The 24,861-nt window shown below is 67.9% G+C and carries 16 protein-coding genes and 1 pseudogene; 7 read left to right on the top strand and 10 right to left on the bottom strand.

Annotated elements, in window-relative coordinates; genetic code table 11:
- The first annotated feature begins 31 nt into the window (after positions 1 to 31).
- Positions 32 to 940: a hypothetical protein gene (locus ACT3HL_RS01950; protein WP_445085116.1), complete on the top strand. Its 909-nt coding sequence runs from the start codon at positions 32 to 34 to the stop codon at positions 938 to 940.
- 67 nt (positions 941 to 1,007) lie between these two features.
- Here ACT3HL_RS01950 and ACT3HL_RS01945 read toward each other — a convergent pair whose 3' ends face one another.
- The gene (locus tag ACT3HL_RS01945) at positions 1,008 to 3,626 is read right to left on the bottom strand and encodes a DNA topoisomerase I (RefSeq protein WP_445085115.1); all 2,619 of its coding nucleotides are present in this window, start codon (positions 3,624 to 3,626) and stop codon (positions 1,008 to 1,010) included.
- A gap of 512 nt (positions 3,627 to 4,138) precedes the next feature.
- Between ACT3HL_RS01945 and ACT3HL_RS01940 the strand changes: the two genes are divergently transcribed.
- Positions 4,139 to 5,071 (top strand): hypothetical protein, encoded by a 933-nt coding sequence (locus ACT3HL_RS01940; protein WP_445085114.1) that lies wholly within the window; start codon positions 4,139 to 4,141, stop codon positions 5,069 to 5,071.
- 134 nt (positions 5,072 to 5,205) lie between these two features.
- Here the strand turns inward: ACT3HL_RS01940 and gatB are convergent, their stop codons facing one another.
- Positions 5,206 to 6,696 carry an Asp-tRNA(Asn)/Glu-tRNA(Gln) amidotransferase subunit GatB gene (gene gatB / locus ACT3HL_RS01935; protein WP_445085113.1) on the bottom strand — a complete coding sequence of 497 codons (1,491 nt, stop codon included), beginning with the start codon at positions 6,694 to 6,696 and terminating at the stop codon, positions 5,206 to 5,208.
- 121 nt (positions 6,697 to 6,817) lie between these two features.
- On the opposite strand from gatB, the gene ACT3HL_RS01930 reads away from it, so the two are divergent.
- From ACT3HL_RS01930 to ACT3HL_RS01915, 4 genes are all read left to right on the top strand, one after another.
- Positions 6,818 to 7,843: a prolyl oligopeptidase family serine peptidase gene (locus ACT3HL_RS01930; protein WP_445085112.1), complete on the top strand. Its 1,026-nt coding sequence runs from the start codon at positions 6,818 to 6,820 to the stop codon at positions 7,841 to 7,843.
- A 136-nt stretch (positions 7,844 to 7,979) separates the two neighbouring features.
- The gene (locus ACT3HL_RS01925; protein WP_445085111.1) at positions 7,980 to 8,411 is read left to right on the top strand and encodes a DUF7518 family protein; all 432 of its coding nucleotides are present in this window, start codon (positions 7,980 to 7,982) and stop codon (positions 8,409 to 8,411) included.
- Between the two features lie 29 nt (positions 8,412 to 8,440).
- Positions 8,441 to 12,049, top strand: a complete 3,609-nt coding sequence (gene smc / locus ACT3HL_RS01920; RefSeq protein WP_445085110.1) for a chromosome segregation protein SMC — start codon at positions 8,441 to 8,443, stop codon at positions 12,047 to 12,049.
- Positions 12,042 to 13,106 (top strand): segregation/condensation protein A, encoded by a 1,065-nt coding sequence (locus ACT3HL_RS01915; RefSeq protein ID WP_445085109.1) that lies wholly within the window; start codon positions 12,042 to 12,044, stop codon positions 13,104 to 13,106. Before smc ends, ACT3HL_RS01915 begins: the two co-directional genes overlap by 8 nt.
- Before the next feature lie 151 nt (positions 13,107 to 13,257).
- Here the strand turns inward: ACT3HL_RS01915 and ACT3HL_RS01910 are convergent, their stop codons facing one another.
- The 8 genes and pseudogenes from ACT3HL_RS01910 to ACT3HL_RS01875 form a co-directional block, all read right to left on the bottom strand.
- Positions 13,258 to 13,851 (bottom strand): hypothetical protein, encoded by a 594-nt coding sequence (locus tag ACT3HL_RS01910; RefSeq protein ID WP_445085108.1) that lies wholly within the window; start codon positions 13,849 to 13,851, stop codon positions 13,258 to 13,260.
- Positions 13,852 to 13,929: 78 nt separating this feature from the next.
- Positions 13,930 to 14,793, bottom strand: coding sequence for an S-methyl-5'-thioadenosine phosphorylase (mtnP, locus tag ACT3HL_RS01905; RefSeq protein WP_445085107.1), 864 nt, complete (start codon positions 14,791 to 14,793; stop codon positions 13,930 to 13,932).
- A gap of 49 nt (positions 14,794 to 14,842) precedes the next feature.
- Complete coding sequence (locus ACT3HL_RS01900) at positions 14,843 to 15,799, bottom strand: AEC family transporter (RefSeq protein WP_445085106.1); 957 nt, start codon at positions 15,797 to 15,799, stop codon at positions 14,843 to 14,845.
- A 233-nt stretch (positions 15,800 to 16,032) separates the two neighbouring features.
- Positions 16,033 to 16,746, bottom strand: coding sequence for a phosphoribosyltransferase family protein (locus ACT3HL_RS01895; RefSeq protein ID WP_445085105.1), 714 nt, complete (start codon positions 16,744 to 16,746; stop codon positions 16,033 to 16,035).
- Positions 16,747 to 16,935: 189 nt separating this feature from the next.
- On the bottom strand, positions 16,936 to 19,335 hold the full coding sequence (locus ACT3HL_RS01890) for a PAS domain S-box protein (protein WP_445085104.1): 2,400 nt from the start codon (positions 19,333 to 19,335) through the stop codon (positions 16,936 to 16,938).
- On the bottom strand, positions 19,328 to 20,014 hold the full coding sequence (locus ACT3HL_RS01885; protein WP_445085278.1) for an ATPase domain-containing protein: 687 nt from the start codon (positions 20,012 to 20,014) through the stop codon (positions 19,328 to 19,330). Before ACT3HL_RS01885 ends, ACT3HL_RS01890 begins: the two co-directional genes overlap by 8 nt.
- Before the next feature lie 166 nt (positions 20,015 to 20,180).
- Positions 20,181 to 20,783 (bottom strand): annotated as a pseudogene (locus ACT3HL_RS01880) (ATPase domain-containing protein); the annotation flags it as partial.
- A 180-nt stretch (positions 20,784 to 20,963) separates the two neighbouring features.
- A complete protein-coding gene (locus tag ACT3HL_RS01875) occupies positions 20,964 to 23,813 on the bottom strand; it encodes a PAS domain-containing protein (RefSeq protein WP_445085103.1) in 2,850 nt (949 codons plus the stop codon).
- Positions 23,814 to 24,039: 226 nt separating this feature from the next.
- Here ACT3HL_RS01875 and ACT3HL_RS01870 point away from each other — a divergent pair, with 226 nt between their 5' ends.
- Positions 24,040 to 24,861, top strand: coding sequence for an FkbM family methyltransferase (locus ACT3HL_RS01870; RefSeq protein WP_445085102.1), 822 nt, complete (start codon positions 24,040 to 24,042; stop codon positions 24,859 to 24,861).

The raw sequence follows: 24,861 nt of genomic DNA, 5'->3' as shown, positions 1-24,861 counted from the left end.
CGGTTTAGCGCGCCGCCCCGTCGGGTCGACAATGACTGAGACGGAGGCGATTCGCGTCGCCGTCCCGCGCAAGGGCCGCCCGCTGGAGGCCGTTCTCGAACGCGTCGTCGACGTGTCCGACGCCGCCGACGTCGTCGACGGGATCATCTCCACGCTCCGCCACGAGAAGGCGATCACGAAGGGGAAGATCCAGCCGGACGCGGACGTCTACGAGCGGCTCGCCGGGTACTCGGATCTCGACGACGAGTACGCCCCGGAGTACACGCTCCTGCGCGACGACCGCCGTGGGATGCCGCGCCGGATCGTCTTCGACAGCCTCACCGTCGACGTCGCCGGCGTCCCCCTCCAGTTGATCGGCCGCGAGGAGCCGTTCCGCGCGCTCCGCACCCACGAGTTCGGGCTGGGGTTCGACAGCGCCGACCTCGTCTTAGAGGAGGTCGTCGACCTCGAGCCCGAGGGACTGGACTCGATCTCCGACGTCAACGCGCGGATCGACCCGATGAACACCGACGTCCGCGTCGTCTCGGGGCTCGGCGACACGGTGTATCACACGCTGATGGCTCGCCCAGAAATCCTCCCGCCCGGCGCCGACCTCGACCGCGAGTTCGTCGCCGGCTACGAGGGGGAGCTGTGCATCTCTCCGCGGTACGAGCGGCTCGTTGAGGCCGTTCTCGGCACGCGCGCGCTCGATGAGGTCTCGTTCGCCTACCCGGACGACGACCGCGAGGAGGAGGCGGCGATCGCCGACGTCGGTCTCGGCGTCTACCTGACGATGACCGGGTCGACCGCCCGCGACCACGGGCTGATCCTCGGCGATCACCTGTTCCCCTCCGAGACGGTCCTGATGGAGAACGTCGCGGAGGCCAGTGAGCTCGACGGCGCGGGCCGGGTCCGAGACGCGCTCGCCGCGGCGGCGCACGAAACCGAGATCACGGTGTAGCGCCCCGCGGAAAATCGGGCAGTTAACCGAAACGGACAGTCGGTCGCTCAGACGCGGTCGGACTCGGTCAGTCGGCGTCTGCCTGCCACTTCCGGACGGTGTCGGGACCGACGCCGTCGACGCGCTCGGCGAGCGCGTCCGGTTCGGCCTCTTTCAGTGACGTGACGTCCTCGACGCCCGCGTCCTTCAGCTTCGCCGCGGTCTTCTCGCCGATCCCGCTGACGCTCTCGAGGTCCGATCCGCTCGCGTTCTGCTCGGCCTGGTACTCGCGGTAGTTGCAGATCGGACAGCCGAGGTCCCACGGCTCGCGGTCCTCGTCGTCGTAGGTGATCCGGAGCTCCGGGAGGTCGTGCTCCTCGCAGGTCTCTGCTGTCACCTCGACATCGCCGCGACGCGGCAGCGGCAGCGAGTACTCGCAGTCGGGATAGCGCGTGCAGCCGACGAGCCGCGAGCCCGACCGGAGGCGCTTGATCGCGAGTTCGCCGCCCCCGTCAGCGGTTTCACCGCCTCCGTCTCGCGGCGTCTCCGACGCCGCGCCCTCACCACACTCCGGGCACGGCCCGATCACGAGGTCCTCCTGCTCGTCGGCCTCCTCGGCCTTACAGAGCGGGCAGCCGTGGACGAACGTCTTCCGTCCGGCGAGCATCTTGATGTGGTGCAGCCCGTGTTCCTCGCAGGTCTCCTCTAAGATGAGCGGCTTGCCAGTCGACGGCAGCGGGAGCGTGTAGGTGCAGTCCGGATAGGAGTCACAGCCGATGAAGTACGATCCCCGGCGGCTCTTTCTGACGACGAGATCGCCGCCGCACTCGGGGCACTCGCCGACGGTCTTGTCGGCCTTCAGCGAGTCCTGCAGGTGTTTGCCGACCTCTTCGCCCGACTCCATCAGCCCCTCGAAGACGTCTTCGAGGATCTCTCTGGACTCGTCTGTCACCTCCGCGAGGGTGGCCTCGCCGCGGGTGATCGCCTGCATGTCCCGCTCCAGTTGGGCGGTCATCTCCTCTGAGACGATACGGTCTGCGAACTCCTCTGACGCCTCGACGACGGCGCGGGCGAGCCGGGTCGGTCGCGGCGGGTCGCTCTCGATGTAGCCGCGGTCGTACAGCTTCTGGATGACGTCGTGGCGGGTCGCCTTCGTCCCGATTCCCATCTCCTCCATCGTCTCGATGAGCCGCGACTGACCGTACCGGCGCGGCGGCTGAGTCTGCTTCGCGTCCAGGCTCGTGTCGGTGACGGCCAGTTCCTCGCCCTCGGTGACGTCCGGGACGAACGACTCGCTGGCGTTGGAGTAGGGGTAAACCGCGTGGTACCCCGCCTCGAGGAGGCGCTTGCCGTTCGCCTTCAGCGAGATGTCCTCGGCGTCGCCCTCGCCGGCGACGGCCGCGACGACGCGGAGGTGCTCCCACGTGGCCGACTCCGCGACGGTCGCGAAGAAGCGGCGAACGACGAGTTCGTACACCTCCCACTCGTCTTCGGTCAGCTCCGCGCGGCTCGGGAGCTCGCCGGTCGGGTGGATCGGCGGGTGGTCGGTCGTCTCCTCGTCGCCGGCGGTCGGCTCGATGGCCTCCTGTTCGAGGAGCGACGTCGCGTCGTCGCCGAAGGGTCGGGTCCCGGCGAACGAATCCAGCAGGTCCCGCGGGTCGAGGTCCTCGGGGTAGACGGTGTTGTCCGTCCGGGGGTAGGTGATGTACCCCGCGGTGTAGAGGTCCTCGGCGATGCTCATCGCGCGCTGGGCGGAGTAGCCGAGCGAGCCCGCCGCGCGGATGAACTGCGTCGTGTTGAACGGCGCCGGCGGGTCGTCCGTCCGGGTGCGCCGGCGGACCGACTCGACCGTCGCGGCCGCCGCCGACTCGAGCGTCTCGTAGGCGGTCTCGGCGGCGTCCTCCACCCAGACGCGCTCGGCCTCGTTGCCGTCCTCGTCGAGGTAGAAGTACTGCGCCTCGAAGGAGGCGGCGGCGCCGGGTTCGTCATCGGACGCGTCGGCGCTCCGGCTCTCCGCGCCCTTCTCGAGGTCGGCGAACAGCTCCCAGTAGTCCTCGGGGTCGAACGCCTCGATCTCGCGCTCGCGGTCGACGATGAGCTTCAGCGTCGGCCCCTGCACCCGGCCGACGGAGATGAAGTCGTCTCCGAGCTGGCGGGCCGAAAGCGAGAGGAAACGCGTCAGCGCCGCGCCCCACACGAGGTCGACGATCTGTCTGGCCTCGCCCGCGGCCGCGAGGTCGAAGTCGAGGTCGTCGGGGCTCTCGAACGCCTCGGTCACCTCGCGCTCGGTGATCGAGGAGAAGCGGACGCGGTCGACCGGGGCGTCCTCGTTGACCTCGCGGACGAGCTCGTAGGCCTCCTTGCCGATGAGTTCGCCCTCGCGGTCGTAGTCGGTGGCGATGACGACCCGCCGCGCCCGGCGGGCGAGGCGGCGGAGCGCCGCGACGATGTTCTCCTGGGTCGGGTGCTTGGCGATGGGGGCGTCGATCAGTTCGACCGGCTCGACGTCCCGCCAGTCGTTGTACTCCGGCGGGAAGTCGACGCCGACGACGTGTCCGGAGAGGCCGATACAGCGCTTGCCGCCCCACTTGTAGACGTTCACGCCGTTGAGGCGGTCGGCCTCGGCGGACCCGCCGCTCAGGATGTCCGCGATCCGCCGAGCGGCGTTGTCCTTCTCGGTGATGATGAGTTCCGGGCCCTGACTCATTGCCCGACGGTACGCGAGGCCCCGGCCTAAACCTTTCGCGCTCGAATCCGCCAAATCGGCAGACAGCGCGCCCGTGCACGCGGAACAGACGAAATAGCTGCCGCGGGCCGTGTCACTCCGAACCGAGGCGCGGGGCCCTTGCCACGAGCCGTGGCTTTCCAGAGCCCCCGCAAACGCCTTCGGCTTCGGACGAAAATCCGGGACCCCCGTAACGGTCCGGTGGGACAGTCTCTCTGACGAGGTGTCTAATAGTGCGACGGTAACAGTCGGAAATGTCCGATTAAGTCGTTGAGTCGTTCAGTTATCTGCTTCGAGGGTGATGTCGGTATCTCTATATTTCCGTCTCCATCCACGCCCTCCGATGTTTCTTGGTAACGTATAACAAAGTCACTCGTCCGCGTGGGTGACGCTCGGAAGGATCGTCGTATGCACGCACCAAGTGACGCTGGGATTCGGTCGACGACCGATGATTGCACCCCTCGGGCGACCCCTCCCGAACACGGAGACGGACCGTGACACGCCGACTGAACCGTCGGGCCTTCGTCGCGTTGACGGCGACGATCACAGCGGGCTGTTCCGGGAGCGGCGGCCCAAGTGACGGTGGGGGAGGCGGTAGTGATCCGGATTTCGATTCCGAAACCGAGTCACCGGCACCCGCTGGCACGGTGAGCGTCCAGCAGCAGTCCGGTCAGGGCAACGTGATACTAATCGAGTCGGCCCAAGCGAACGTCGACTATCGGTTAGTGATCGAGTATGGCAGCACGACGGTCCGTTCGGACGTGCTATCCGCCGGCGAGACGTTCTCTGGGGAGGTCCCCCTCGAGACGCCGATCAGAGAGGGCACGTCGGTCGAGGTACGCGTGGTCTCGCCCGGGGACCGGATCCTCGACTCGATGAACGTCCCCTATCAGATCCGAGCACCGGGCCCGGAGTTGACCGCGGACGAAGCCGAGCGTGTCGCCGATTCGTCGTTCGGCCTCGGTGACAAGGCCCCCACCAACCGACCGTGGTCGTTCTTCGACTCCTGGCGCGGTTTCCCGCTCGCTCAAGCGCACAACGGGTGGGTCGTTGACGTCAACTGGAACTCGGAACACCCGAATTATAAGAGCGATCAGCTAACCTGGGCCGAAGAAGCAGAGCAGGTGCAGAGTGTCTTCGCCGCCCACCTGTATCGGGGCTTCTACACGAGTGACTACCAGGTCTCTCGGGTCAACGTCAACGCCTTTCTCAACTCCGGTTACGACACCGGCGGGAATCCGCAGTGGAAGCAATCGCAACACATCGCGATGGACCGCGAAGCCGCCAAACGAATCGACTGGTCGAACTTCGTCGACCTGTACAGAGAGGACGTGTTCGACAACGAGACCGGCGATATGAGCCGGCTGTTAGATCTCGCCTCGGGGTACAGCTTTACGTACTATGCTGATCCCGACGAGGATCGGTGAGTACCCAGAACACGCTCCGGAGCCGGCAGTGATCCGATAGTGGCTCACGGGGCCCGCTGTCCCACAGTTTGGGCGCCTGACCGGGCCGCCGCCGCGGAAGCGCTCTCTCAGCCCCCGCCCCGCCGCGCGGAGCGCTATTCGTTCAGCCGCTCGCGCAACATCCCGTTCACGTCGCCGGGGTCGGCGCTGCCGCCGGTCTTCTGCATCACCTGGCCGACGAGGAAGTTTATCGCGCCGCCCTCGCCGGCGTGGTAGTCCGCGACCGCGTCGGGGTTCTCCTCGATGGCCTCCTCGACAGCGACGGCGACCTCGTCGTCGCCGGCGGTGCCGAGGCCCTCCGCCTCGATCACGGTGTCGGGATCCGTTTCGTCGTCCAGCATCGCCCGGAGGACGACCTCCTCGGCGTTCTTCGCGGTGATCTCATCGGCGTCGACGAGTTCGACGAGGCGGGTGAACTCGTCGAGGCGGTCGTCGACGTCCGTGATCTCCAGATCGCGGTAATTGAGTTCTCCGAGGAGGTTGTCCGCGACCCACGTCGCCGCCAGGTCGGGATCGAACTGCGCGGCGACGTCCTCGAAGAAGTCCGCGACCGCCTTCGTGGAGGTGAGCTTCGCCGCCGACTCAGAGTCGAGACCGTACTCCTCGCGGAAGCGCTCGCGGCGCGCGTCGGGGAGTTCGGGGATGGCGATTTCGTCTTTCCAGTCGGAGACTTCGAGCGGCGGCAGGTCGGCCTCGCGGAAGTAGCGGTAGTCCTTTTCTTCCTCCTTCGAGCGCATCGAGACGGTGATCCCCCGCGACTCGTCCCAGTGGCGGGTCTCCTGTTCGACCGCGCGGCCGCGCTGGACGGCGTTCTTCTGCCGGGTGACCTCGTAGGCGAGGGCCTTCTCGGCGCCCTTGTGACTGGAGATGTTCTTCACCTCGGTGCGGTTCGCCGCCTCGAGCGTCTCCGTCCCGATCGAGCCGTCGTCGTCGACCTCATCGGCCGGGACGAGCGAGATGTTGGCGTCGACGCGGAGCGAGCCGTCGCGCGTCGCGTCGAAGACGCCGAGGTACTCGAGGACCTCCTCGAGTTTCGCGAGGAACGCGCGGGTCTCCTGCGGGCTGCGGAAGTCCGGCTCCGTGACGATCTCCATGAGGGGCGTGCCGGCGCGGTTGTAGTCGACGAGCGTGTAGTCGGCGGTGTCGATGCCGCCGCCCGCGTGCTGGAGGCTCCCGGGGTCCTCCTCGAGGTGCGCGCGCTCGATTCCGATCCCGCGGCGCTCGCCCTCGACGGCGATTTCGAGCGCGCCGTCGGCGCAGATCGGCGCGTCGTACTGCGTGATCTGGAAGTTCTTCGGGAGGTCGGGGTAGTAGTAGTTCTTCCGGTGGAAGCGCGTGTGCGCCGCCACGTCGGCGTCGAGCGCTTTGCCCACCTTGACGGCGGCCTCGACGGCGCCCTCGTTCAGCACCGGCAGCGCGCCCGGCAGTCCCAGACAGACCGGGCACGTGCGGCTGTTCGGCTCCTCGTCGTCGGCCGGTTCGGTCGAGCACCCACAGAAGATCTTCGTGTCCGTCTCGAGTTGGACGTGGACCTCCAGTCCGATGACGGTGGCGAGATCGCGCTGGGAGAGCGCTTGCGCGGTCATTACGGCGTGATTCGACGTAGCGGGGCTAAAGGCTAACGGGACGGGCGGAGGGCGGCGCCGGTCACCTGATCGTGGCCGCGAGGCGAAACCTATTCCACGGACCGCAGCGACCCCACGGCCGATGGTCGACGCGCTCGCCGACGCCGTCGGGATCGACGTCGTGCGCGGGATGCCCTTCGCGACGGTCGACGTCGACGCACAGACCGGAGGCGACACGCTGCGACTCGATCTCTTCCGGCCCGCGGCGGCGGCCTCCGGCCCGTCCGCGTCCCGAAACGGTCCCGCGCCCGCCCCGACGGCCCGCCGCGCCGCGGTCGTGCTCGTGTCCGGGGGACAGCGGTACGAGAGCGACCGCGGCGAGCTCGCGCGGTACGCGCTCGATCTCGCCGAGCGCGGATACGTCTGTGTCGTCCCCGAGTACCGCGGCAGCGACGCCGCCGCCTTCCCGGCGCAGATCCGCGATCTGAAGGCCGCGGTCCGGTGGCTCCGCGCCTCGGCGGCCGGCGTCGGGGTCGACCCCGATCGGATCGGCGCGTTCGGCCACGGCGCCGGCGCGCACCTCGCCGTGCTCACGGGGCTGACATCTGGCGTCGCGGCGCTCGAACCGGACACGGACCGCATCGTCGCGGACGCGGCCGCCGATCCCGACCGCGCGAGCGACGCGCTCGGCGCCGTCGTCGGCGTCGCCGGCACCTACGCCCTCGAGCACCAGCCCGAGACCGACGCGCTCGTGTCGCTGCTCGGCGGCGACCGCGACGCGGCGCCGGCCGCTTGGACGCGGGCGTCGCCGTCGACGTACCTCGGCGGCGGATCGGCGGGGGCCGGCGGACCCGCGGGCGGATCGGCGAGGGACGGCGGATCGACGACCCACGTGGAGGGGGATGGCGAATCAGCGGGCGAACCGACGGGAGAGGGCGAAGCGGAACCGTCGGCCGCGACCGACGCGCCGCCGATGCTGCTCCTCCACGGGGAGGACGACGGCGTCGTCCCGGCGATGGCGTCGGAGCTCTTCTACGACATCCTGCAAGCACACGACGTGCCGGCCGAGTGCGCCGTCGCCGCCGGCGCCGGACACGACGTACACGAGACCCAGAGGGCGTTCACGCTCGGGTGGGCCGAGGGGTTCTTCGACCGCCACCTCCGGTGAGGTCGCCCGCGCTCGCCCCTCCGAGCGGTACGTCCACGGGCAGACATTCATCCGAGCGGTACATTCAACCCACGTATCATTTCCCGGGTAGGTGTCTGACGTACGTTTATGTGGCCGGAGACGGGCTATCTACGCTATGAGCAACCGCGTGGAGGAACTCGAATCGAAGGTCGCGGAGCTACAGGCCGCGGTCAACGGACTGACCGAGGAGCTCGTCGAGACGAAAGAGCGGGTCCGACTCCTCGAAGAGGCGGTCGAGGTTGATCTCACCACCGGGAGCCGGCCGGTCGGTCACGGCGCCGACGAGGCTGCCGCGTCCGCTCCCGACGCAGAGCGCGACGCGGCGCCCGACGACGCGGCGGACGACCCACACCACGAACCGGCAGCGCAGGCCGAGTCGCGCCGCGAGACCTCCGCACAGCCGGCCGACGACGCCGACTTCATCGACGCGGAGGCGGACGATCAGATCCCGAGCGAGGCGCAGTCGCAGGGCGACGAGGATAAGGGGGAAGAGAGAGAGAGTGACGACGAGGCGGCGACCGAAGACGACGACATCATCGTCGCGTAATCGGGGGCTCCGCCCGCCACGAGCAATCCATGCACATCAAAGAGCTCGTCCTTGACGGATTCAAAAGCTTCGGGCGGACGACGCGCATTCCGTTCTACGAGGACTTCACGGTGGTCACGGGGCCGAACGGCTCCGGCAAGTCGAACATCATCGACGGCGTGCTGTTCGCGTTGGGACTGGCGCGGACGCGGGGGATCCGCGCGGAGAAGCTGACGGATCTCATCTACAACCCCGGCCACGCCGACGGCAGCGAGGACGACGAGGGCGGGACGACGGCACAGAGCCCGAGGGAGGCGACCGTGACGGTCGTCCTCGACAACGCCGACGGCGCGCTCGACCGCTCGCAGGTCACCGCCGCCGCCGGCAGCGACGACGTCGGCGACGTCTCCGAGATACGCGTCAAGCGACGCGTGAAAGAGACCGAAGACAACTACTACTCGTATTACTACCTCAACGGTCGCGCCTGCAACCTCTCGGACATTCAGGACCTCCTCGCGCAGGCGGGCATCACTCCCGAGGGCTACAACGTCGTGATGCAGGGCGACGTGACCGAGATCATCAACATGACCGCCTACCAGCGGCGGGGGATCATCGACGAGATCGCCGGCGTCGCCGAGTTCGACGCGAAGAAGGCCGACGCCTTCGAGGAGCTCGACGCCGTCGAGGGACGGATCGAGGAGGCTGACCTCCGGATCGAGGAGAAGGCCGACAGACTCGGCCAGCTCGAGGACGAGCGCGAGACCGCACTCGAGTACCAGTCGCTCCGCGAGGAGCGCGAAACGTACGAGGGCTACCAGAAGGCGGCCGAACTCGAGGACAAGCGGGCGGACCTCGAACGGACCGAAGGCCGCGCCAAGAAGACGGAATCGAAGCTCGAGGAGCACCGCGAGGAACTCGATCGACGGCAGGGACGCGTCTCCCGGCTCGAAGACGAGCTCGAGGAGCTGACCCGTGAGATCGAGCGGAAGGGCGAGGACGAGCAGCTCCGGATCAAATCCGAGATCGAGGAGGTCAAAGGCGAGATCAGCCGGTTGGAGAACGCGATCGAGACCGCCGAAGAGCGCATCGACGACGCCGAGAGCGACCGACGGAACGCGTTCGTCCAACTCGACAGGAAACAGGAGTCGATCGACGAACTCGACGGGGAGATCCGCTCGGTGAAAGTCGAGAAGGCCTCCGTGAAGTCCGACATCGGGTCGCTGGAGACCGACCTCGCGGAGGTGCAGGCGAAGATCGACGACGTCGACACCGAGTACGACGAGCTGAAGTCCGCGCTCGCGGAGCGGAAAGACCGGCTCGAGGAGCTGAAGACCGAGAGGAACGACCGCCAGCGCGAGAAGGACCGCCTGCTCGATGAGACCCGACGGCGGGCCTCGGAGATCGCCGAGGCCGAAGCAGAGATCGAGGGACTCCGCGAGACGATCCCGGATCTGAAGGCCGAGGCGTCGGACCTCCACTCGGAGCTCGACAAGGCCGAGAAGAACGAATCGAAGATCGAGAGCGTCGTCGAGGACCTCCGATCGGAGAAGAGCGACCTGAAGTCGGAACTCGACGAGGTCGTCGAGGAGATCCAATCGAAGCAGTCGGAGTACGCGACGCTCGAGGCCCGCGCGGGCGACGACGGCGACAACTCCTGGCCGCGGGCGGTCACGACCGTCCTCAACGCCGAGCTGTCGGGCGTCCACGGCACCGTCGGGCAACTCGGCGCGGTCGAGGGCGAGTACGCGACCGCCTGCGAGACCGCCGCCGGGGGCCGGCTCGCGCACGTCGTCGTCGACGACGACGGCGTCGGCTCCTCGTGTATCGACTTCCTGAAGTCCCGCAACGCCGGCCGTGCGACGTTCCTGCCGATCACCAAGATGGACGACCGCGGGCTCCCGCGGCTCCCGGACCGGCCGGGCGTCGTCGGCTTCGCGCGGAACCTCGTCGACTACGACGCCGAGTACGAGTCGGTCTTCTCGTACGTGCTCGGATCGACGCTCGTGGTCGAGGACATGGCGACCGCCCGCGACCTGATGGGCGACTACCGGATGGTGACGCTCGACGGCGACCTGATCGAGCGCTCCGGGGCGATGACCGGCGGTTCCGGCGGCGGCTCGCGCTACTCCTTCTCGAAGTCCGGCGGCGGACGGCTCGAGCGCCTCGCCGAGGAGATCGCAGACCTCGAAGACCGCCGTCGCAGCCTCCAGGCAGAGATCCGCGAGCTCGACGGGGATATCGAGGACGCGCGGGGTCGGGCCGCGGACGCCCGCGAGCGGGTCCGCTCGGTCGAGTCGGAGATCGAATCGGCCGAAAGCGAGATCGAATCGGCCGAAAGCGAGATCGAATCGGCCGAAAGCGAGATCGAGACGCTCCGCGAGAAGCGCGCCGAGGTCGACGGGGAGATGCGGGCGATCGACGACGCGATCGACGAACTCGACACCGAGATCGAGGGCGTCGAAGCCGAGATCGAGCAGTTGGAAGGCGAGCTCGCCGACTCTGCGATCCCCGAACTCACCGCCGAGGCCGAGGAGATCCGCGAGTCCATCGCCGAGAAGGAAGACCGGATGGACGACCTCGACGGCCGGCTCAACGAACTGCAACTGGAGCGACAGTACGCCGAGGACGCGATCGACGACCTCGAGGCGACGATCGAATCCGCCCAAGAGCGGAAGGCCGACGCCCGCGAGGAGGTCCGCGAGAGGGAGGCCGCGATCGACGACTGCGAGGAGACCCTCGAGGCGAAGCGCGAGGCGGTCGAGGCGCTCGAGGTCGAGTTGAAAGAGCTGAAGGCGGACCGCTCGGACCTGCAGGCGACGCTCCGGGACGCAAAGCGCGAGCGCGACGAGAAGCGCGAAGCGGTGGACAAAATCGAGTCGAAGCTCGAGTCGCTTCGCGACAGCGTAGAGCGGCTGTCGTGGGAGATCGACGAACTCGAGGCCGAGGTCGGCGAGTACGACCCCGAGGAGATCCCCGACCACGACGACGTTCAGGACGAGATCGACCGCCTGACCGCGGAGATGGAGTCGCTCGAGCCGGTGAACATGCTCGCGATCGACGAGTACGACGAGGTGCAGGCGGCGCTCGAGGATATGCAGGAGCGCCGAGACGTCCTCGTCGACGAGCGCGACGCGATCGAAGAGCGTATCGACCGCTTCGAGGCGCAGAAGAAGGAGACCTTTATGGGCGCCTTCGACGCGATCAACGAGAACTTCACCGACATCTTCGAGCGCCTCTCCGACGGGACCGGCGAACTCCACCTCGAGAACCCCGAGGACCCGTTCGAGGACGGGCTGACGATGAAGGCCCAGCCCGGCGACAAACCCATCCAACGGCTGAACGCGATGTCCGGCGGCGAGAAGTCGCTGACGGCGCTGGCGTTCATCTTCGCGATCCAGCGGCACAACCCCGCGCCGTTCTACGCGCTCGATGAGATCGACGCCTTCCTCGACGCCGCCAACGCCGAGCGCGTCGGGGAGATGGTCGACGACCTCTCGGCAGACGCGCAGTTCGTCGTCGTCTCGCACCGCTCTGCCCTGCTCGAACGGTCCGAGCGCGCCATCGGCGTGACGATGCAGGGCGACAACGTCAGCGCGGTCACCGGGATCCAACTCGGCGACGGGGACAGCGACGAATCGGAGGTGCCCGCGGATGACTGACTCCGCGGGATCGCCGCCGCCGAGCGACGACCGCGCCGCCGACGGCCTCGCGGACAGCCTCGCGACCGGTCGGTCGACGGGCGCCACCGCGAGCGTCGAGGAGACAGACGAGGGCGAGGTAGAGCCGGTCGAACTCCTCGTGCAGTTGGCCGAGGAGGGCGAGATCGACCCGTGGGACGTCGATCTCGTCGAGGCGACCGACGCCTTCCTCGACGCGCTCGACGAGACGGACCTTCGGACGTCGGGGCGCGCGTTGTTCTACGCCGCCGTCCTGCTGCGGATGAAGAGCGACGCGCTGTTAGAACCCGACGAGGAGCCCGAAGACGAGATGGAGCCGTGGGAGGCGGCGCTCGAAGGCGGCGGGCCGATCGCCGAGGGCGGCGCCGACGGCGACGGGGGGACTCCGGGGTTCGATCCGGTCGACGCGCTCGAGGCGGAGATGGACCGCCGCCTCGACCGCAAGCAGGCCCGCGGGTCGCCCGAGACGCTCGACGAACTCGTGCGCGAACTCCGCGAGGCCGAGCGCGAGTCGTGGTGGAAGCGCCGCCGGGAGTACGACACCTCCGAGTCGCCGCGGGGGCACCGCCGCGGGACGCAGACGCTCGATTACCGCTCGGCCGACGAGTTCCGCGAGGCGGACGAGCCGACCGCCGCGGACGTCACCGGGACCGCACACACCGAGGACATCGAGACGTCGATCGCCGCCGTCCGCGAGGCCGTCGGCGTCCACTACGACAACGGCCGCGAAGAGGTGCTGTTCGCGGAGGTCGAAGACGCCGCCGAGACGCCGGTGACGACGTACCTCTCGCTCCTGTTTCTCGCCCACCGCAGCGAGATCCGACTCCAGCAGGACGACCTCTTCGGAGACCTCTGGATCCGGGCACCGGACGCGGGAGGCGAAGACGATGCCGCGGACGGGTCGATAGCGTCGGGGTCCGATTCCGGAGGCGAAACCGATCAGTCCGAACAGTCCGGTCAGTCCGATCAGTCCGATCAGTCCGATCAGTCCGATCAGGTAACCGAGGACATGGTCGCTCCCACGACGGACGACGACTGATACTGATTACCCTCGTCTCTTACCGCAGAGCGCCGTCAGCGGAGTGGCGCTCGGCGGTACACAGTGAGAGTACTCGTTATGAAACGGGGCTCTCGGGAGCTACCGCTCACCGGTGGCAGTCTCCGACGCCCGAGAAGCCCCGCCCTCCGCCTCACTCGTGGCCGACGTGTCGCTCCCAGAGGACCCCATAGAGGAACGCGACGGCGGTCACCGCGATGATGAGGCCCGCGGTCTCCTCGATTTCGACCCCGACGAGGGTCCCGACGACGGCGATGGCCTCGCCGAGGAGGATCGTCCCGTCCCGGAGGAGTTCCGCGACCGTGTGGTGAATCAGGTGATACGCCAACCCCGATCCGATCCCGGCGGGGTCGGGGAGCAACCCGAGGCTCGCGACGACCGAGGCGGCGGTGATCACCGTCGCTCCCAGCCAGTAACTCGCGACGATCCGGGGAGACGGGTGCTCGACGATCGCGATGACAGTCGCGACCAGAATCGGATAGCACACCACGAGTCCGGCAGCGGCGTTCGGGACGGTGACCCCGGTCAGCGCCACGACGAGGGAGCCGACCGTGTCGAAAAGCGAGAAGGGGAGCTCGACCAAGATCAGCTCGAGCGGCGCCTTCAGAAACTGATGCGTGACGATGTCGTGGGCGAAGAACAGCCCCTTCTTCAACAGTAGCTTGACAGCGAGGGCTACCGAGACGAATCCGAACGCGCCGTGTTGTCCGCCGTGGCGTCGTGACATCTTCGAGACTCGTTTTCATCAGCACGTGATGAGACAGAGCCACTTAGCTATACTGTCATTTCGCCGCCGAAAGAACCCCTACGACCCGACGTACTCGCCGATCAGCGGCTCCAGCGCCGCCTTCGTCTCCCCGGGGATCGCCTCCTCCGGAGTGTTGATCGTGCCCGCGAGCGCGGAGTGGCAGTCGCATTCGTGGCCCTCCGGGAGCGCGCGAATCGCCGCCTCGACGGTCTCTTTGATCGCGGTCTCGTTCTTCGCGGCGTTTTCGAGCACCTCCTCGAGCGTCACCTCGCTGTCTTCCTTCCAGACGTCGTAGTCGGTGACGCCGGTGACGGTGGCGTAGGCCATCTCGGCCTCCCGGGCGAGCTTGGCTTCGGGGATCGTCGTCATCCCGACGACGTCCCACCCCTGCGCGCGGTAGAACTCGCTCTCGGCGCGCGTGGAGTACTGCGGCCCCTCGATACAGACGTAGGTGCCGCCGTCGACGACGTCGGCGTCGGTCGCGGACGCGGCGGCGTCGACGAGGATCTCATTGAGCTCCGCGCAGTAGGGGTCCGCGAAGGGCTGGTGGACGACGACGTCCTCCTCGAAGAACGTCAGCTCGCGGTGCTTCGTCCGGTCGTAGATCTGGTCGGGGATCACGAGCGTCTGCGGCGCGAGCCCCTCTCGGAGGCTCCCGACGGCGTTCGACGCGAGGACGTGGGTGACGCCCAGCCGCTTGAGCGCGAAGACGTTCGCGCGGTACGGGAGCGTCGTCGGCGAGCGCCCGTGGTCGGGACCGTGCCGCGGCACGAACACGACCTCGCGACCGGTGTCGCCGAACTCGCCGACCGTCAGCGGCGCGGAGGGCTTCCCGAACGGCGTTTCGACGTCGACCTCGCGCGTGTCCCGCAGGGGCAGCGCGTCGTAGATCCCGCTGCCGCCGATGAATCCGATGGCCATAGGGAGGGGTTCTCACGGCGGCGCTAAAGCCTGGGGGTTGCGGGGGCGGTCAAACGATGACGCCGCTCTGGAGGACGGCGATCAGCACCGTCAGCGTGACCACGGAGACGACCGTCGTCGCGAAGATGGCTGTCGAGACGAACTCCGTGACGGGGACGCCCGCGACCTCGCCCTCTGCGAACTCGCCGACGAGGATGAGCGGCGTCACCGCCGAGGGCATCGCGCCCTCGAGGACGAACGTCCGCGCGACCGCGGGATCGGAGAACCCGGCGGCGAGCGCGACGCCGATTCCGATGAACGGGACGACGACCATCTTCAGCCCGACGACGCCCGCGACCGCCGAGAGGGTCGACCCGATGTTCGTCCGGGCGAGTTGGATCCCGAGCAGGATGAGCATCACCGGAATCGCCGAGTCGCCGACGAGCTGGAGCGTCGTCATCGCCGTCGAGTCGGTCGGCGGAACGACGCCGAGCGCGCGGACGACGAGCGCGACGACGACGGCGTACACGAGCGGGACGCTGAACACGCGTCGAACGCCCTCGAGGCGGCTCTCGGCGCTGCCCCGGGAGGCGATGTACACGCCGACAGTCCAGATGAGAACGGCCTGCACCGAGAGGTACACGACGGCCGTCGCCCGCCCCGTCGCGCCGAAGGCGAAGTTCGAGACGGGGACGCCGTAGTTGCCGGTGTTGGGGAACGCGACGACGAGCACGATCGCCGCGAGCGCCGCCTCGCTGACGCCGAACAGCCGCCCGGCGGCCTCGGCGACGACGACCGTGAGGACGTGGAAGACGAGGATCGCGACGGTGATGCGCGCGAGCGTCGACTGCGCCAGCGTGGTCGTCGCGAGGCTGTGAAACACCAGCGCCGGCGCGAGCACGTAGACGACGACCGTGTTGAGTGCGCCCGTCTCGATGTCGCGGAACCGCCCGAGTAGATACCCGACGCCGCCGATAGCGACGATCGGGAGGATGGCGGTCGCGAAGACGGAGACCAGAGAGACCACACCGGAGACACTCGAAGTCGGTACTCAAACGCTTCGATAGCGGGTGGGGTCGGTACGGTCGGGGGCGGGCAAAGCCGGAAGCGACGGGAGCGAGTGGGATCGAGAGCGGTCAGAAACGGGCGAGTCGCCAGTGACGGGATCGGGTGGGGCCAGGTGCGATCGAGAGTCGAGAGCGCCCGCGGTCGACGGCAGACGGAGCCGAGAGAGACGGGGTCGAAAGCCAGACGCGCCCGTTAGGCGCCGATGCCTTCGTTGTCGATGAGCCGCCAGGCGTCGTCGCCCGCGGCCTCGACGAACCCGCGGCGCTCCATCTCGGCCATCACCTCGTCCATCCGGTCGGGCTGGGCGATCTCCATTTCGATCCGGTCGACGGAGTGAAGCTCCGAGAGGTAGTGTCTGATGTCCTCCGCCTCGAAGGTCTCCTCGTCGGCTTTCTCCATCACGCCGGAGACGAGGTCGATCATGTCCTCGAGGAAGTTCCACGGGTAGACGATCCACGTCCACTCCTCCAGCCGCTCGCCGACGAAGTCCGGCTCGAACTCGCTGGTCTGCAGCAGTTGCAGCGTCGCCGTTCGCACCTCGCCGGCGTCGCGGTCGGTCACGTACTCGTAGGCGCGCTTGATCGAGCCGCCGGTGTCGGCGATGTCGTCGATGATGAGGACGTCCTTCCCCTCGACGCTCCCCTCCGGCATCGGGTAGCGGACCTCCGGCGCGCCGGACTTCTGGGCGGTCCCGACGTAGTGTTCCATCTTCAGGCTCGTCAGGTCGTCCAGACCGAGGAAGTCGCAGGTACAGCGCCCCGCGAACCAGCCGCCGCGCGCGAGCGCGACGACCACGTCCGGTTCGAACGCGGCGGCTTTCACTTGGTCGCTGACGTCGCGGCAGAGCCCGTAGATGTATTCCCAGTTAGTGATCGTGCAGTTGAACTGATCGGGCAGGTCGCCCATAGATTTCGGTCACCACTACCAGACGCGGGCGGCGGGGCCCTTAATCTGTCCGTCTGCGACGGCCGCGAGTGACACCTCGGCTCGCGGTCGAGAGACCGACGACCCCCTCATACTGATTACTCTCGTCTCTTACCGCCGAGCGCCACTCCGCTGAGAGCGCTCGGCGGTAAACAGTGAGAGTAATCAGTATCACTCCGTGACCGGGACCGCGATCGTGACGACCGTCCCGCGCGGGTCGTTCTCGTCGAGTCGCACGGTCCCCCCGAGCTCGGTGACGATCCAGTTCGCGAGCCACAGTCCTAGTCCGCTCCCGTGGAGCAGCGGCGACTCCTCGCCTTCCTCGAGGACCGTTCGCTCGTTCTCGGGGATCCCCGGTCCGTCGTCTTCGACCGTGATCGTCGCTTCCGACGTCGACCCGCGTCGGTCGACATCGAGAGCGACCGCCACTGACGGCCGCGCGGAGTCGTTGTGTTCGACGGCGTTCGTGAGCAGCTCTTTCACCGCCGTCCCGAGCTCGAAGTTGACACGGCACTCCGAGGAGGGAATCGACGCCGACACCGAGACGCCCGAGCGATCGTCGAGGACCTCTCGCTTCGCCCGGCGGACCACGGTCTCGATCGACTGCATCTCGGTGATCTGCTCGCTCTCGATGAAGGTGTTCTCGATCCGCTGGGCTTGGACGCTGATCTGGAGGAGGTTATCGACTGATCGACTGATCCGTTCGACCGCGTCCGCCGACCGATCAGACGCGGCGGAGTGGGCGGCCCCCGATCGGTCGCCAGTCGTCGAAAGCAGGTCCGTGTAGCCGCTGATGACGTTCAGCTCGTTTCTGAGGTTGTGTCGAAGCACCCGGTACAGTACCTGCAGTTGCTGTCGGTGCCGCCGCTTCTCGGTGATCTCGGTGTTGACGGCGACGAACCGATCGATCTCGCCCTCCTCGCCGAAGATCGGGGCGATCGTCTGATCGATGTACTGTCGCCGACCGTCCTTGCGCTTGTTGATCACCTCGCTCTCCCAGACGTCCCCCGAGAGGATCGTCTGCCAGAGGTCCCGATAGAACGACATATCGTGCTCACCCGAGCGGAGGATACGGGGCGTGCGCCCGATCGCCTCCTCGGCGCTGTAGCCGGTCGACCGCTCGAAGGCCCGGTTCACGTACTGAATCGTCCCGTCGGTGTCCGTGAGGTAGATCGCGTGGCCGGTGTGCTCGATGGCCTGCTCGAAGAGCTCCGCCTCCTCGCGGGCTCGAATCCCCGTGATCGCTCGGCCGATCGACCGACCGAGGTCGGCGAGGATGTCTCGCTCGTCAGCCTCGAAAGCCGACTCGCGGTCGGTGTAGAGGTTCAAGACGCCGAACAACCGCCCGTCGTGCGTAATCGGGACGGCGGCCGTCGCACGCACGTCGAACGCCCGCAGGGGCGCTCGCCACGGTACCATCGAGGGGTCCTCCGCGACGTTCTGTGCGACCGCCACCCGATGAGTCCGTAACGCTCGCGCGGTCGGCCCCTGCCCGGTCGGCGCGTCGTCGACGGTGATCTCGACTTGGCGGAGGTACTCGTCGGCGTCGCCGCCCATCGCCCGGGGGATCACCTCGTCGCTCTCGTCGCTCCGCTCGCCGATCCACGCGAACTGGTACGACTCCGAGTCGGCGAGCCGCTCGCAGACGCGCGCTTCGAGCTCATCGCGGTCCGACGCCTGGACGACAGCGGCGGTGGTCTCCTGAAGCGTCCGCGTGATCCGAGTCAGCTCCGCGAGTCGGTCGCGGTTCCGCTCGATCTCGCGCTCGTGGTCGCGCCGGGCGGTGACGTCGCGGATGCTGAACACGACGTTCGGCTCGTCGGCGTCGCCGTCGAGGACGCTCGCGGAGATCTCGGTCTCGATGACGGTCCCGTCTTTGCGGGTACAGCGGAGCGAATCGGTCCACGCGCGCCCGTCCGAGAGAACGCGGTTGACGAACGTCCGGTACGCCCCCCAGTTGTCCCCGTGGAGCCCCGACTCCGGCGACAGCGACTCCAGTTCCTCGGGGGCGTATCCGAGGAGTTCGGTGGCGCGCGGATTGCACTCGACGATCCGGTCCGCCGCGGGGTCGATGATCAGTATCGCGTCGTTGACCGCGGAGAAGATGGTCTCATAGCGCGTTTCCGTCTGTTCGAGCTGCGTCGCGAGCTCTGTGGAGAGCCGTCGACGCTCCACCAGATTTCCGATGCGCCGCCTGAGCTCGGGCAGCGTGATCGGCATCGAGATGGTCTCGTCGACGATCTCACAGTGGCGCTCCTCGAGGACGCGGTCGGCCTCCGCAGTCACGAGCAACACGGGATACGAGCGCGGCCGTTCGCGCGCTTTCCACGCCTCGATTCGCTCGGTGTGCCGAGCCAAGGACTCACGATCGACGAGACAGAGGTCGCCCGCGAGAGTCGTCTCGGGGTCCCGCACGACGACGGGCGTGTACGACGACTCCTCGCGGAGCCACCGCTCGAGGTGACGGCGGTTTTCGGTGTGCGACACGAGGACGGCGACTTCGCCAGTCGCGTCGCTCGCCGGCGACGAGTCCGTCCCGGACGCGTCGGGGCTGCCGCCGGCGTCAGTCATCCTCCCCGGAGTGCCCCCATTCCGGCGTCCCCGTGAGTACGCCCCGTAACCCCGCCGGCAGTGCGCCGATTTCGAGTCCCCGCTCTGTGATCTTGACCTCGCGAAGGGACCGGTCGAAACTGCTCGTCCGCTTTTTGAGGACGCCGCCGACCTTCCGGAGTCGGCCGCGGTGCTCCACGTGCCGGAGGAAGAGGATGTTGTCGGCGAGGTAACTCAGCCCCGAGTCCGTCGCCGAGAACTCGCCGGTGACCCCGGACGTCTCGTCGACGAGGATCACCGTCACACCCATGTTTTTGAGATAGCGCCCGAGCGAGTGGAGCTCGCGCGTGAGGTCGGTCTCCTCGCCCCGGACCGCGACGCGATAGCCGCGGATGCCGTCGATCATCACGACCTCGGTGTCGTTCGATTCGACCTCCTCGCGCACCCGGGCGGCGAACTGCTGCGGCGAGACCGTCAGCGGTTCCATCTCCTCGATGTTGAGCGTGCCGCGCGCTTCCATCTCCTCGACCGGAACGCCGATCGCGTTCGAGCGCTCTCGGAACGTCGCGCCGTCCTCCTCGAAGAGGTAGATCACCGACCGCTCGCCGCGCTCGGCCGCCTCCTTCATGAAGTGGGCCCCGATCGTGGTCTTGCCGACGCCGGTCGGCCCGCTGATCACGGTCGTCGTCCCCCGTTCGATCCCGCCGTGTAGCAGCGCGTCGAGTTCGGGGACGCCGGAGGAGATCGGCTCCGAGACGTACGGCCGGGCGTGCGTCCCGGGGTCGAGCGCGGGGTAGACCGAGAGCCCCCCCCTCGCCGATCTTCACCGCGTGGGTCCCCTCGAGCGTCCCCGAACCCCGGAACTTCGGCACCGAGACGGTGTGACCCGTCGCGGACGATTCGAGTTCGATCGTCCCGTCGCTCAGGAACCGGAGGTCCTCATCGGAGGAGTCGGCGGTGTGCTGCGATGTGAACAGGACGGTCGCGCCCGAGGTCGTGAGGAATTCGATGAGCCCGATCGCCTGCTTTCGGAAGTCGTGGTCGTCGCGGGTCAGATACCGCAGCTGAGTGATCGGGTCGACGAAGACCCGGTCCGGGGAGAGAGAGTCGACGGCGTCGACGAACCGGTCGACGAACGTCCCCTGTTCGACGTCGCTCGCCTCGAACACCGTGTACGACTGGTTCTCGACGAACACGTCCGCGCTCGGACTCAGGTCGAGGAACCGAACCTCGTCGAGATCCAACCCGAGCGACGCCGAGTTCTGCTTGACGTCCGTCTCGGACTCTTCGAGGTTGACGAACAGCGCATTCTCGCCGCGATCGACGCCCTCGAGCAGGAACTGCGAGCCGAGAACCGTCTTCCCCGTCCCGGGATCGCCGCGAACGAGATATCCGCGATTCGGAACGAGGCCGCCGCGGAGAACCGAATCGAGGCCGTCGATCCCCGTCGACAACCGCGCGTTATCCATCCGATGCCCCCCCGGTCGCGTCACGGACAGCGGGGGGCGGACAGATCGACCACGGGATCTGAGCGAGCGTCGTCGAGCCCTTCCGAATCATAGTGGATGTGGGGTAGCGGTGTCTGTGGTCTAATAAAATGATCGGCCATATTTCCATCTCACACGATGTGGGACGTTGATATTTCCAAGCTATCGCCGGGTGGGGCTCGCGTCGCGTTCGATGATCGACCCGAGCACGGTTCGCTGTGCCGCCCGGAGGTGGTTGTGGAACGCCGAGGACGAAATCCCCAGTTTCTCGGCGATCTCCGCGCCGGAGAGTCCCTTGGGCGACTCGAAGTAGCCGGCGTGGAACGCGAGTTCGAGCACCTCCCGCTGGCGGTCGGTCAGCCGACCGAGGAGGTACGCCGGGGAGTGATCCGAGACCGAACCGGGGTCGTCCCGCTCGTCGGTCGAGACGAGCGTCGAGTCCGGGTACAGCGTCGAGACGATCTCGACGGCGCGGTGGGTCGGCATCGTCGCCGGCGCCGTCACCCGGATTCGCGCCCGACCGTCGGTCTCGCCGAGGATTCGACGGAGTTGAAGGCCGTAGTTCACCAGTTCGGTCGCGACGAACGGCTCCGAGAACGTGATCTGGAACAGCACGCCGCCGTTCGACTCCGTGAGGGTCCGGATCGACGCGATACCGGTCGCCCGCTCGGCGGTCTCGACGACCTGCGCGGCCGGGCCGTCGAGTAGCCGGACGAAGACGGTGGTGTCTCCGCTCTCCCGCTCGTGTAGCCCCTCGAACGAGAGCGTACACGCGTGCTCTTGGGCGACCCGGAGGAGTGGACACGACTTCGATCGGAGCCGGAACTCGAGGTCGGTTCCCTGCGGGGACAAGAGCGCGTTCCGCCACTCCAACATGTTCATCACACAGCCGAGCAGTTCGCCGCACTCCTCGAGGACGGCCACGACGCGTTCCGAGAAGGCGTCCCGGTCGGTCGCGAACACCGAGAGCACGCCGTAGATGACGTCTTGGTATCGGAGCGGCACAGCGCACGCCGAACGGAACCCCCGCCGGAGGGCGTCGCGCTGCCACGGCCGCTCCCGGATCTCCCGCGCCGTGTTCTGGACCACGGCCGTCGAATCCGATCTGGCCGCCTGAACCGCCGGCTCGACGACGCCGTCCTCGATAGAGAGCGTCACGGCGTCCAGATACCCCTGATCGTCGCCGGCCCACGTCCGCGGAACGACTGCGTCGCGTTCGGCCGTCAGTTCGCCGATCCACGCGAACGCGAACGAGCCGGTGTCGCTGAAGAGTTCGCACGCGCCCGCCTCGAGTTCGGCCCGCGAATCGGCGGTGACGGCGAGCCGGACGAGTTCCCGGATTTCGGCGTTCAGCTGCTCGACCCGCTGCAGCGTGCGGGTCTGTTCTTTCAGCGCCCGGCGCTTCCGCTTGAGCTCCTGCTCGCGCTGGGTCCGCTCGAAGACCGCCTCGGCGTTTTTCGAGAGCAGTTCCAGCAACCGCTGGTCGGTGGCGTCGAGGGTGTCGACGCCGGTGTCTCCACAGCGGATCACGCCGAACCCCTCGATCGGGACGATGATCTCGCTGCGAACCGGCGTCTCCGGGTCGTACACCCGCTCGTGCGTTCGCACGTCGCGCAGCCGCTTCGACTCGCCCCCGAGGTACACCTCGCCCGCGATGCTCCCGTCGAGGGTGAGACGCGGCGGGTCGCCGATCACGGCCGAGACAGCGTCGGCGTACGCCATCGGGAACAGCCCCCCCGTCTCCGCGTCGAACCGGTACACGGTAATGAGCTCGTGACCGAGGGTCTCGACCGCCGTCTCGACGATTCGCTGTGCGATCTCTGGCTCGGTCTCGGCGCGGACCAGTTCGCTCGCGTTCTCGTGGAGGCTCTCCAGCGCGCTCTCGTATCTCACCTGCTCGGTGATGTCCCGAAAGACCCCGTACACCAGCCGTTCATCGGCCAGGTCGACGGTCGTCACGTTGATCTCGACGGGAGTCCGCGCGCCGTCCCCGTCGACGACACAGATCTGCTCGCCGTCGGCCCGGTACCGCTTTGCCCCTCCCGTCTCGACGTGCTCGGCGAAGATCTCCTCGTACTGTTCGGCGTCCCCGGCCGGGTGGAGGGCGGTGATCCGCTCGCCGACCAGCCGCTCGCGCGTCCGCCCGAGAAGCGACTCCGTCTCGGCGTTCAACTCCCGGATCTCGCCGGCGTCGTCGGCCACGATGATCGGGACCGGCGCGTTCTCGACGAGCGTGTGATACCGCTCGCGGGCGTCGCGCAGTTGCCGCTCGCGGGCGCGACGTTCCGTGACATCGTGTGAGACGGTCATCCCGGCCACGACGTCGCCGGCGTCGTCGCGAACGGGTAGGACCTGTATCTCGAACGTGCGTCCCTCGAGCGAGAGCGACGTCGTGTTCGTCTCCCCCTCGAACGCCGCCGCATACAGCGGCCGGAGCTCCGCGACGTTCTCCTCGGGGAACACCTCCTCCAGACGGGACCCCTCGAGGTCGGCCGGTTCGATGGAGAGCTCGTCGAATATCTGTCCGCCGACGATCCGATACCGGAACTGTTCGTCGAAGAGCGTGACGATGCCATTGGGGAAGTGCTCGACGAGCGTCCGGTAGGGCTCTGTCGGCCCCTCCACGCCGCGGGTCGCGCCGCCCTCGCTCCCTTCGCACTCCCCGCCGGGGAGCGACCGCAGACGGCCGATCGCGAACGAGTCGTCACCGTCATTGAGCCGTCGTATCCAGTCGACAGCGCGGTGCTCACCTCCGGCGGTGACGACCGGCGTTCGGACTCTCTCCGTTTCGTCCCCCTCGAACGGCGCGCGGAAGGCGCGTCGCGCCGACTCCCGCTCCCCCGCCGGTACGAGCGCCTCGAAGAGGTCCGAATCGAGGAGCTGCCGGTCCTCGAGGCCCATCGACTCGCAGAACGCGCGGTCGGCGTAGCTGATCCGCCCGTCAGCGTCGGCGATCACGACTCCCCCCGAAAGCGCGTCGAGGGCCGATTCGAGAACGTCGGCTGACGGCATTACCTCCCGATTACTCGCGACGTGTTGTCACTCTGTCGAACGGTGGCTCGCCCGTCGGCGTACGCACCGGCTCGGAGAACCGGCGCCAGCCCAAGAGAGCAGTAGGTGTGGACTACCCCGAGAAGGGCGCTGATACCCTCGCGGACAGCGCGTCTCGGTCGGCGGTGTAGCCGCCCCGGATCGGTAGCGGCTCTATAACTTTCGCACCGATAGCCGTGGCACCGATATGAGAGGACAGGCCCCCCGCGAGTGGCTCCGATCGCGGCTCGACCGGCGGAACCTTCGAAACGCGGTGCAGCGAGCCGGTCTCGACGCCCACGCGAGAAGGCTCTATGTGGCGCTGTACCGGCTACGGTACGGGGGGGCCGTCCCGATCGACATCGGTCCGGCGACGGCGTCGATCGAAGTCGAGAGCGCGGCGGAGCTGGACAACGTCGTCAGCATCCGCGGGAAAGAGCGTCCGGTCGCACGAACGATCGTCGAGGAGCTGGCGCCCGGCGACGTCTTCTGGGACGTCGGCGCGAACGTGGGAACGTTCTCCAGTCTGGCGGGCGACGTCATCGAGACGGGGGCGGTCGTCGCGTTCGAGCCCTACCCGCCGAACGTCGAGCGGCTGCGTCACAACCTCCAGCGCAACGGCGTCCGATACGCGATCGAGCCCAGGGCGCTCGCGGACTCCGACGGCGAGGAGACGTTCTTCGTGATGCGAACCGACGCGGCGGGGACGAGAGAGGGATCGATCGACGGGACCTACGCCCCGACCGACGACGCGGTGCGGACGCTCACCGTCGAGACGACGACCGGCGACAGCGTCGTCGCGGCGGGCGAGCAGCCGCCGCCGGACGTCGTCAAGATCGACGTCGAGGGGGCCGCACCCGACGTGATCGCGGGGATGCGCGACACCTTCGACCGGTCGGCGTGCCGGCTGGTCGTCGTCGAACCACACGACAACGCGAACGAGATCCGATCGCGACTCGACGAGGCGGGCTTTCGAACCCGGACGCTCCGCGTCGAGGGCGCTTCGCGTATCGTCGGGTCCCGCAGCTGA

It is taken from the genome of Halobellus sp. GM3, from assembly GCF_052545375.1.
The sequence above is the reverse complement of the archived record's forward strand: the minus strand, read 5'-3'. Positions and strand labels throughout refer to the sequence as shown.

Excerpts from the sequence above, each read along its gene's own strand:
- ACT3HL_RS01930 (WP_445085112.1), top strand. The coding sequence starts at position 6,818 with ATGGTCGACGCGCTCGCCGACGCCGTCGGGATCGACGTCGTGCGCGGG.
- smc (WP_445085110.1), top strand. The coding sequence starts at position 8,441 with ATGCACATCAAAGAGCTCGTCCTTGACGGATTCAAAAGCTTCGGGCGG.
- ACT3HL_RS01925 (WP_445085111.1), top strand. The coding sequence starts at position 7,980 with ATGAGCAACCGCGTGGAGGAACTCGAATCGAAGGTCGCGGAGCTACAG.
- ACT3HL_RS01915 (WP_445085109.1), top strand. The coding sequence starts at position 12,042 with ATGACTGACTCCGCGGGATCGCCGCCGCCGAGCGACGACCGCGCCGCC.
- ACT3HL_RS01950 (WP_445085116.1), top strand. The coding sequence starts at position 32 with ATGACTGAGACGGAGGCGATTCGCGTCGCCGTCCCGCGCAAGGGCCGC.
- mtnP (WP_445085107.1), bottom strand. The coding sequence starts at position 14,793 with ATGGCCATCGGATTCATCGGCGGCAGCGGGATCTACGACGCGCTGCCC.
- ACT3HL_RS01895 (WP_445085105.1), bottom strand. The coding sequence starts at position 16,746 with ATGGGCGACCTGCCCGATCAGTTCAACTGCACGATCACTAACTGGGAA.
- gatB (WP_445085113.1), bottom strand. The coding sequence starts at position 6,696 with ATGACCGCGCAAGCGCTCTCCCAGCGCGATCTCGCCACCGTCATCGGA.
- ACT3HL_RS01945 (WP_445085115.1), bottom strand. The coding sequence starts at position 3,626 with ATGAGTCAGGGCCCGGAACTCATCATCACCGAGAAGGACAACGCCGCT.
- ACT3HL_RS01910 (WP_445085108.1), bottom strand. The coding sequence starts at position 13,851 with ATGTCACGACGCCACGGCGGACAACACGGCGCGTTCGGATTCGTCTCG.
- ACT3HL_RS01890 (WP_445085104.1), bottom strand. The coding sequence starts at position 19,335 with ATGACTGACGCCGGCGGCAGCCCCGACGCGTCCGGGACGGACTCGTCG.
- ACT3HL_RS01870 (WP_445085102.1), top strand. The coding sequence starts at position 24,040 with ATGAGAGGACAGGCCCCCCGCGAGTGGCTCCGATCGCGGCTCGACCGG.
- ACT3HL_RS01875 (WP_445085103.1), bottom strand. The coding sequence starts at position 23,813 with ATGCCGTCAGCCGACGTTCTCGAATCGGCCCTCGACGCGCTTTCGGGG.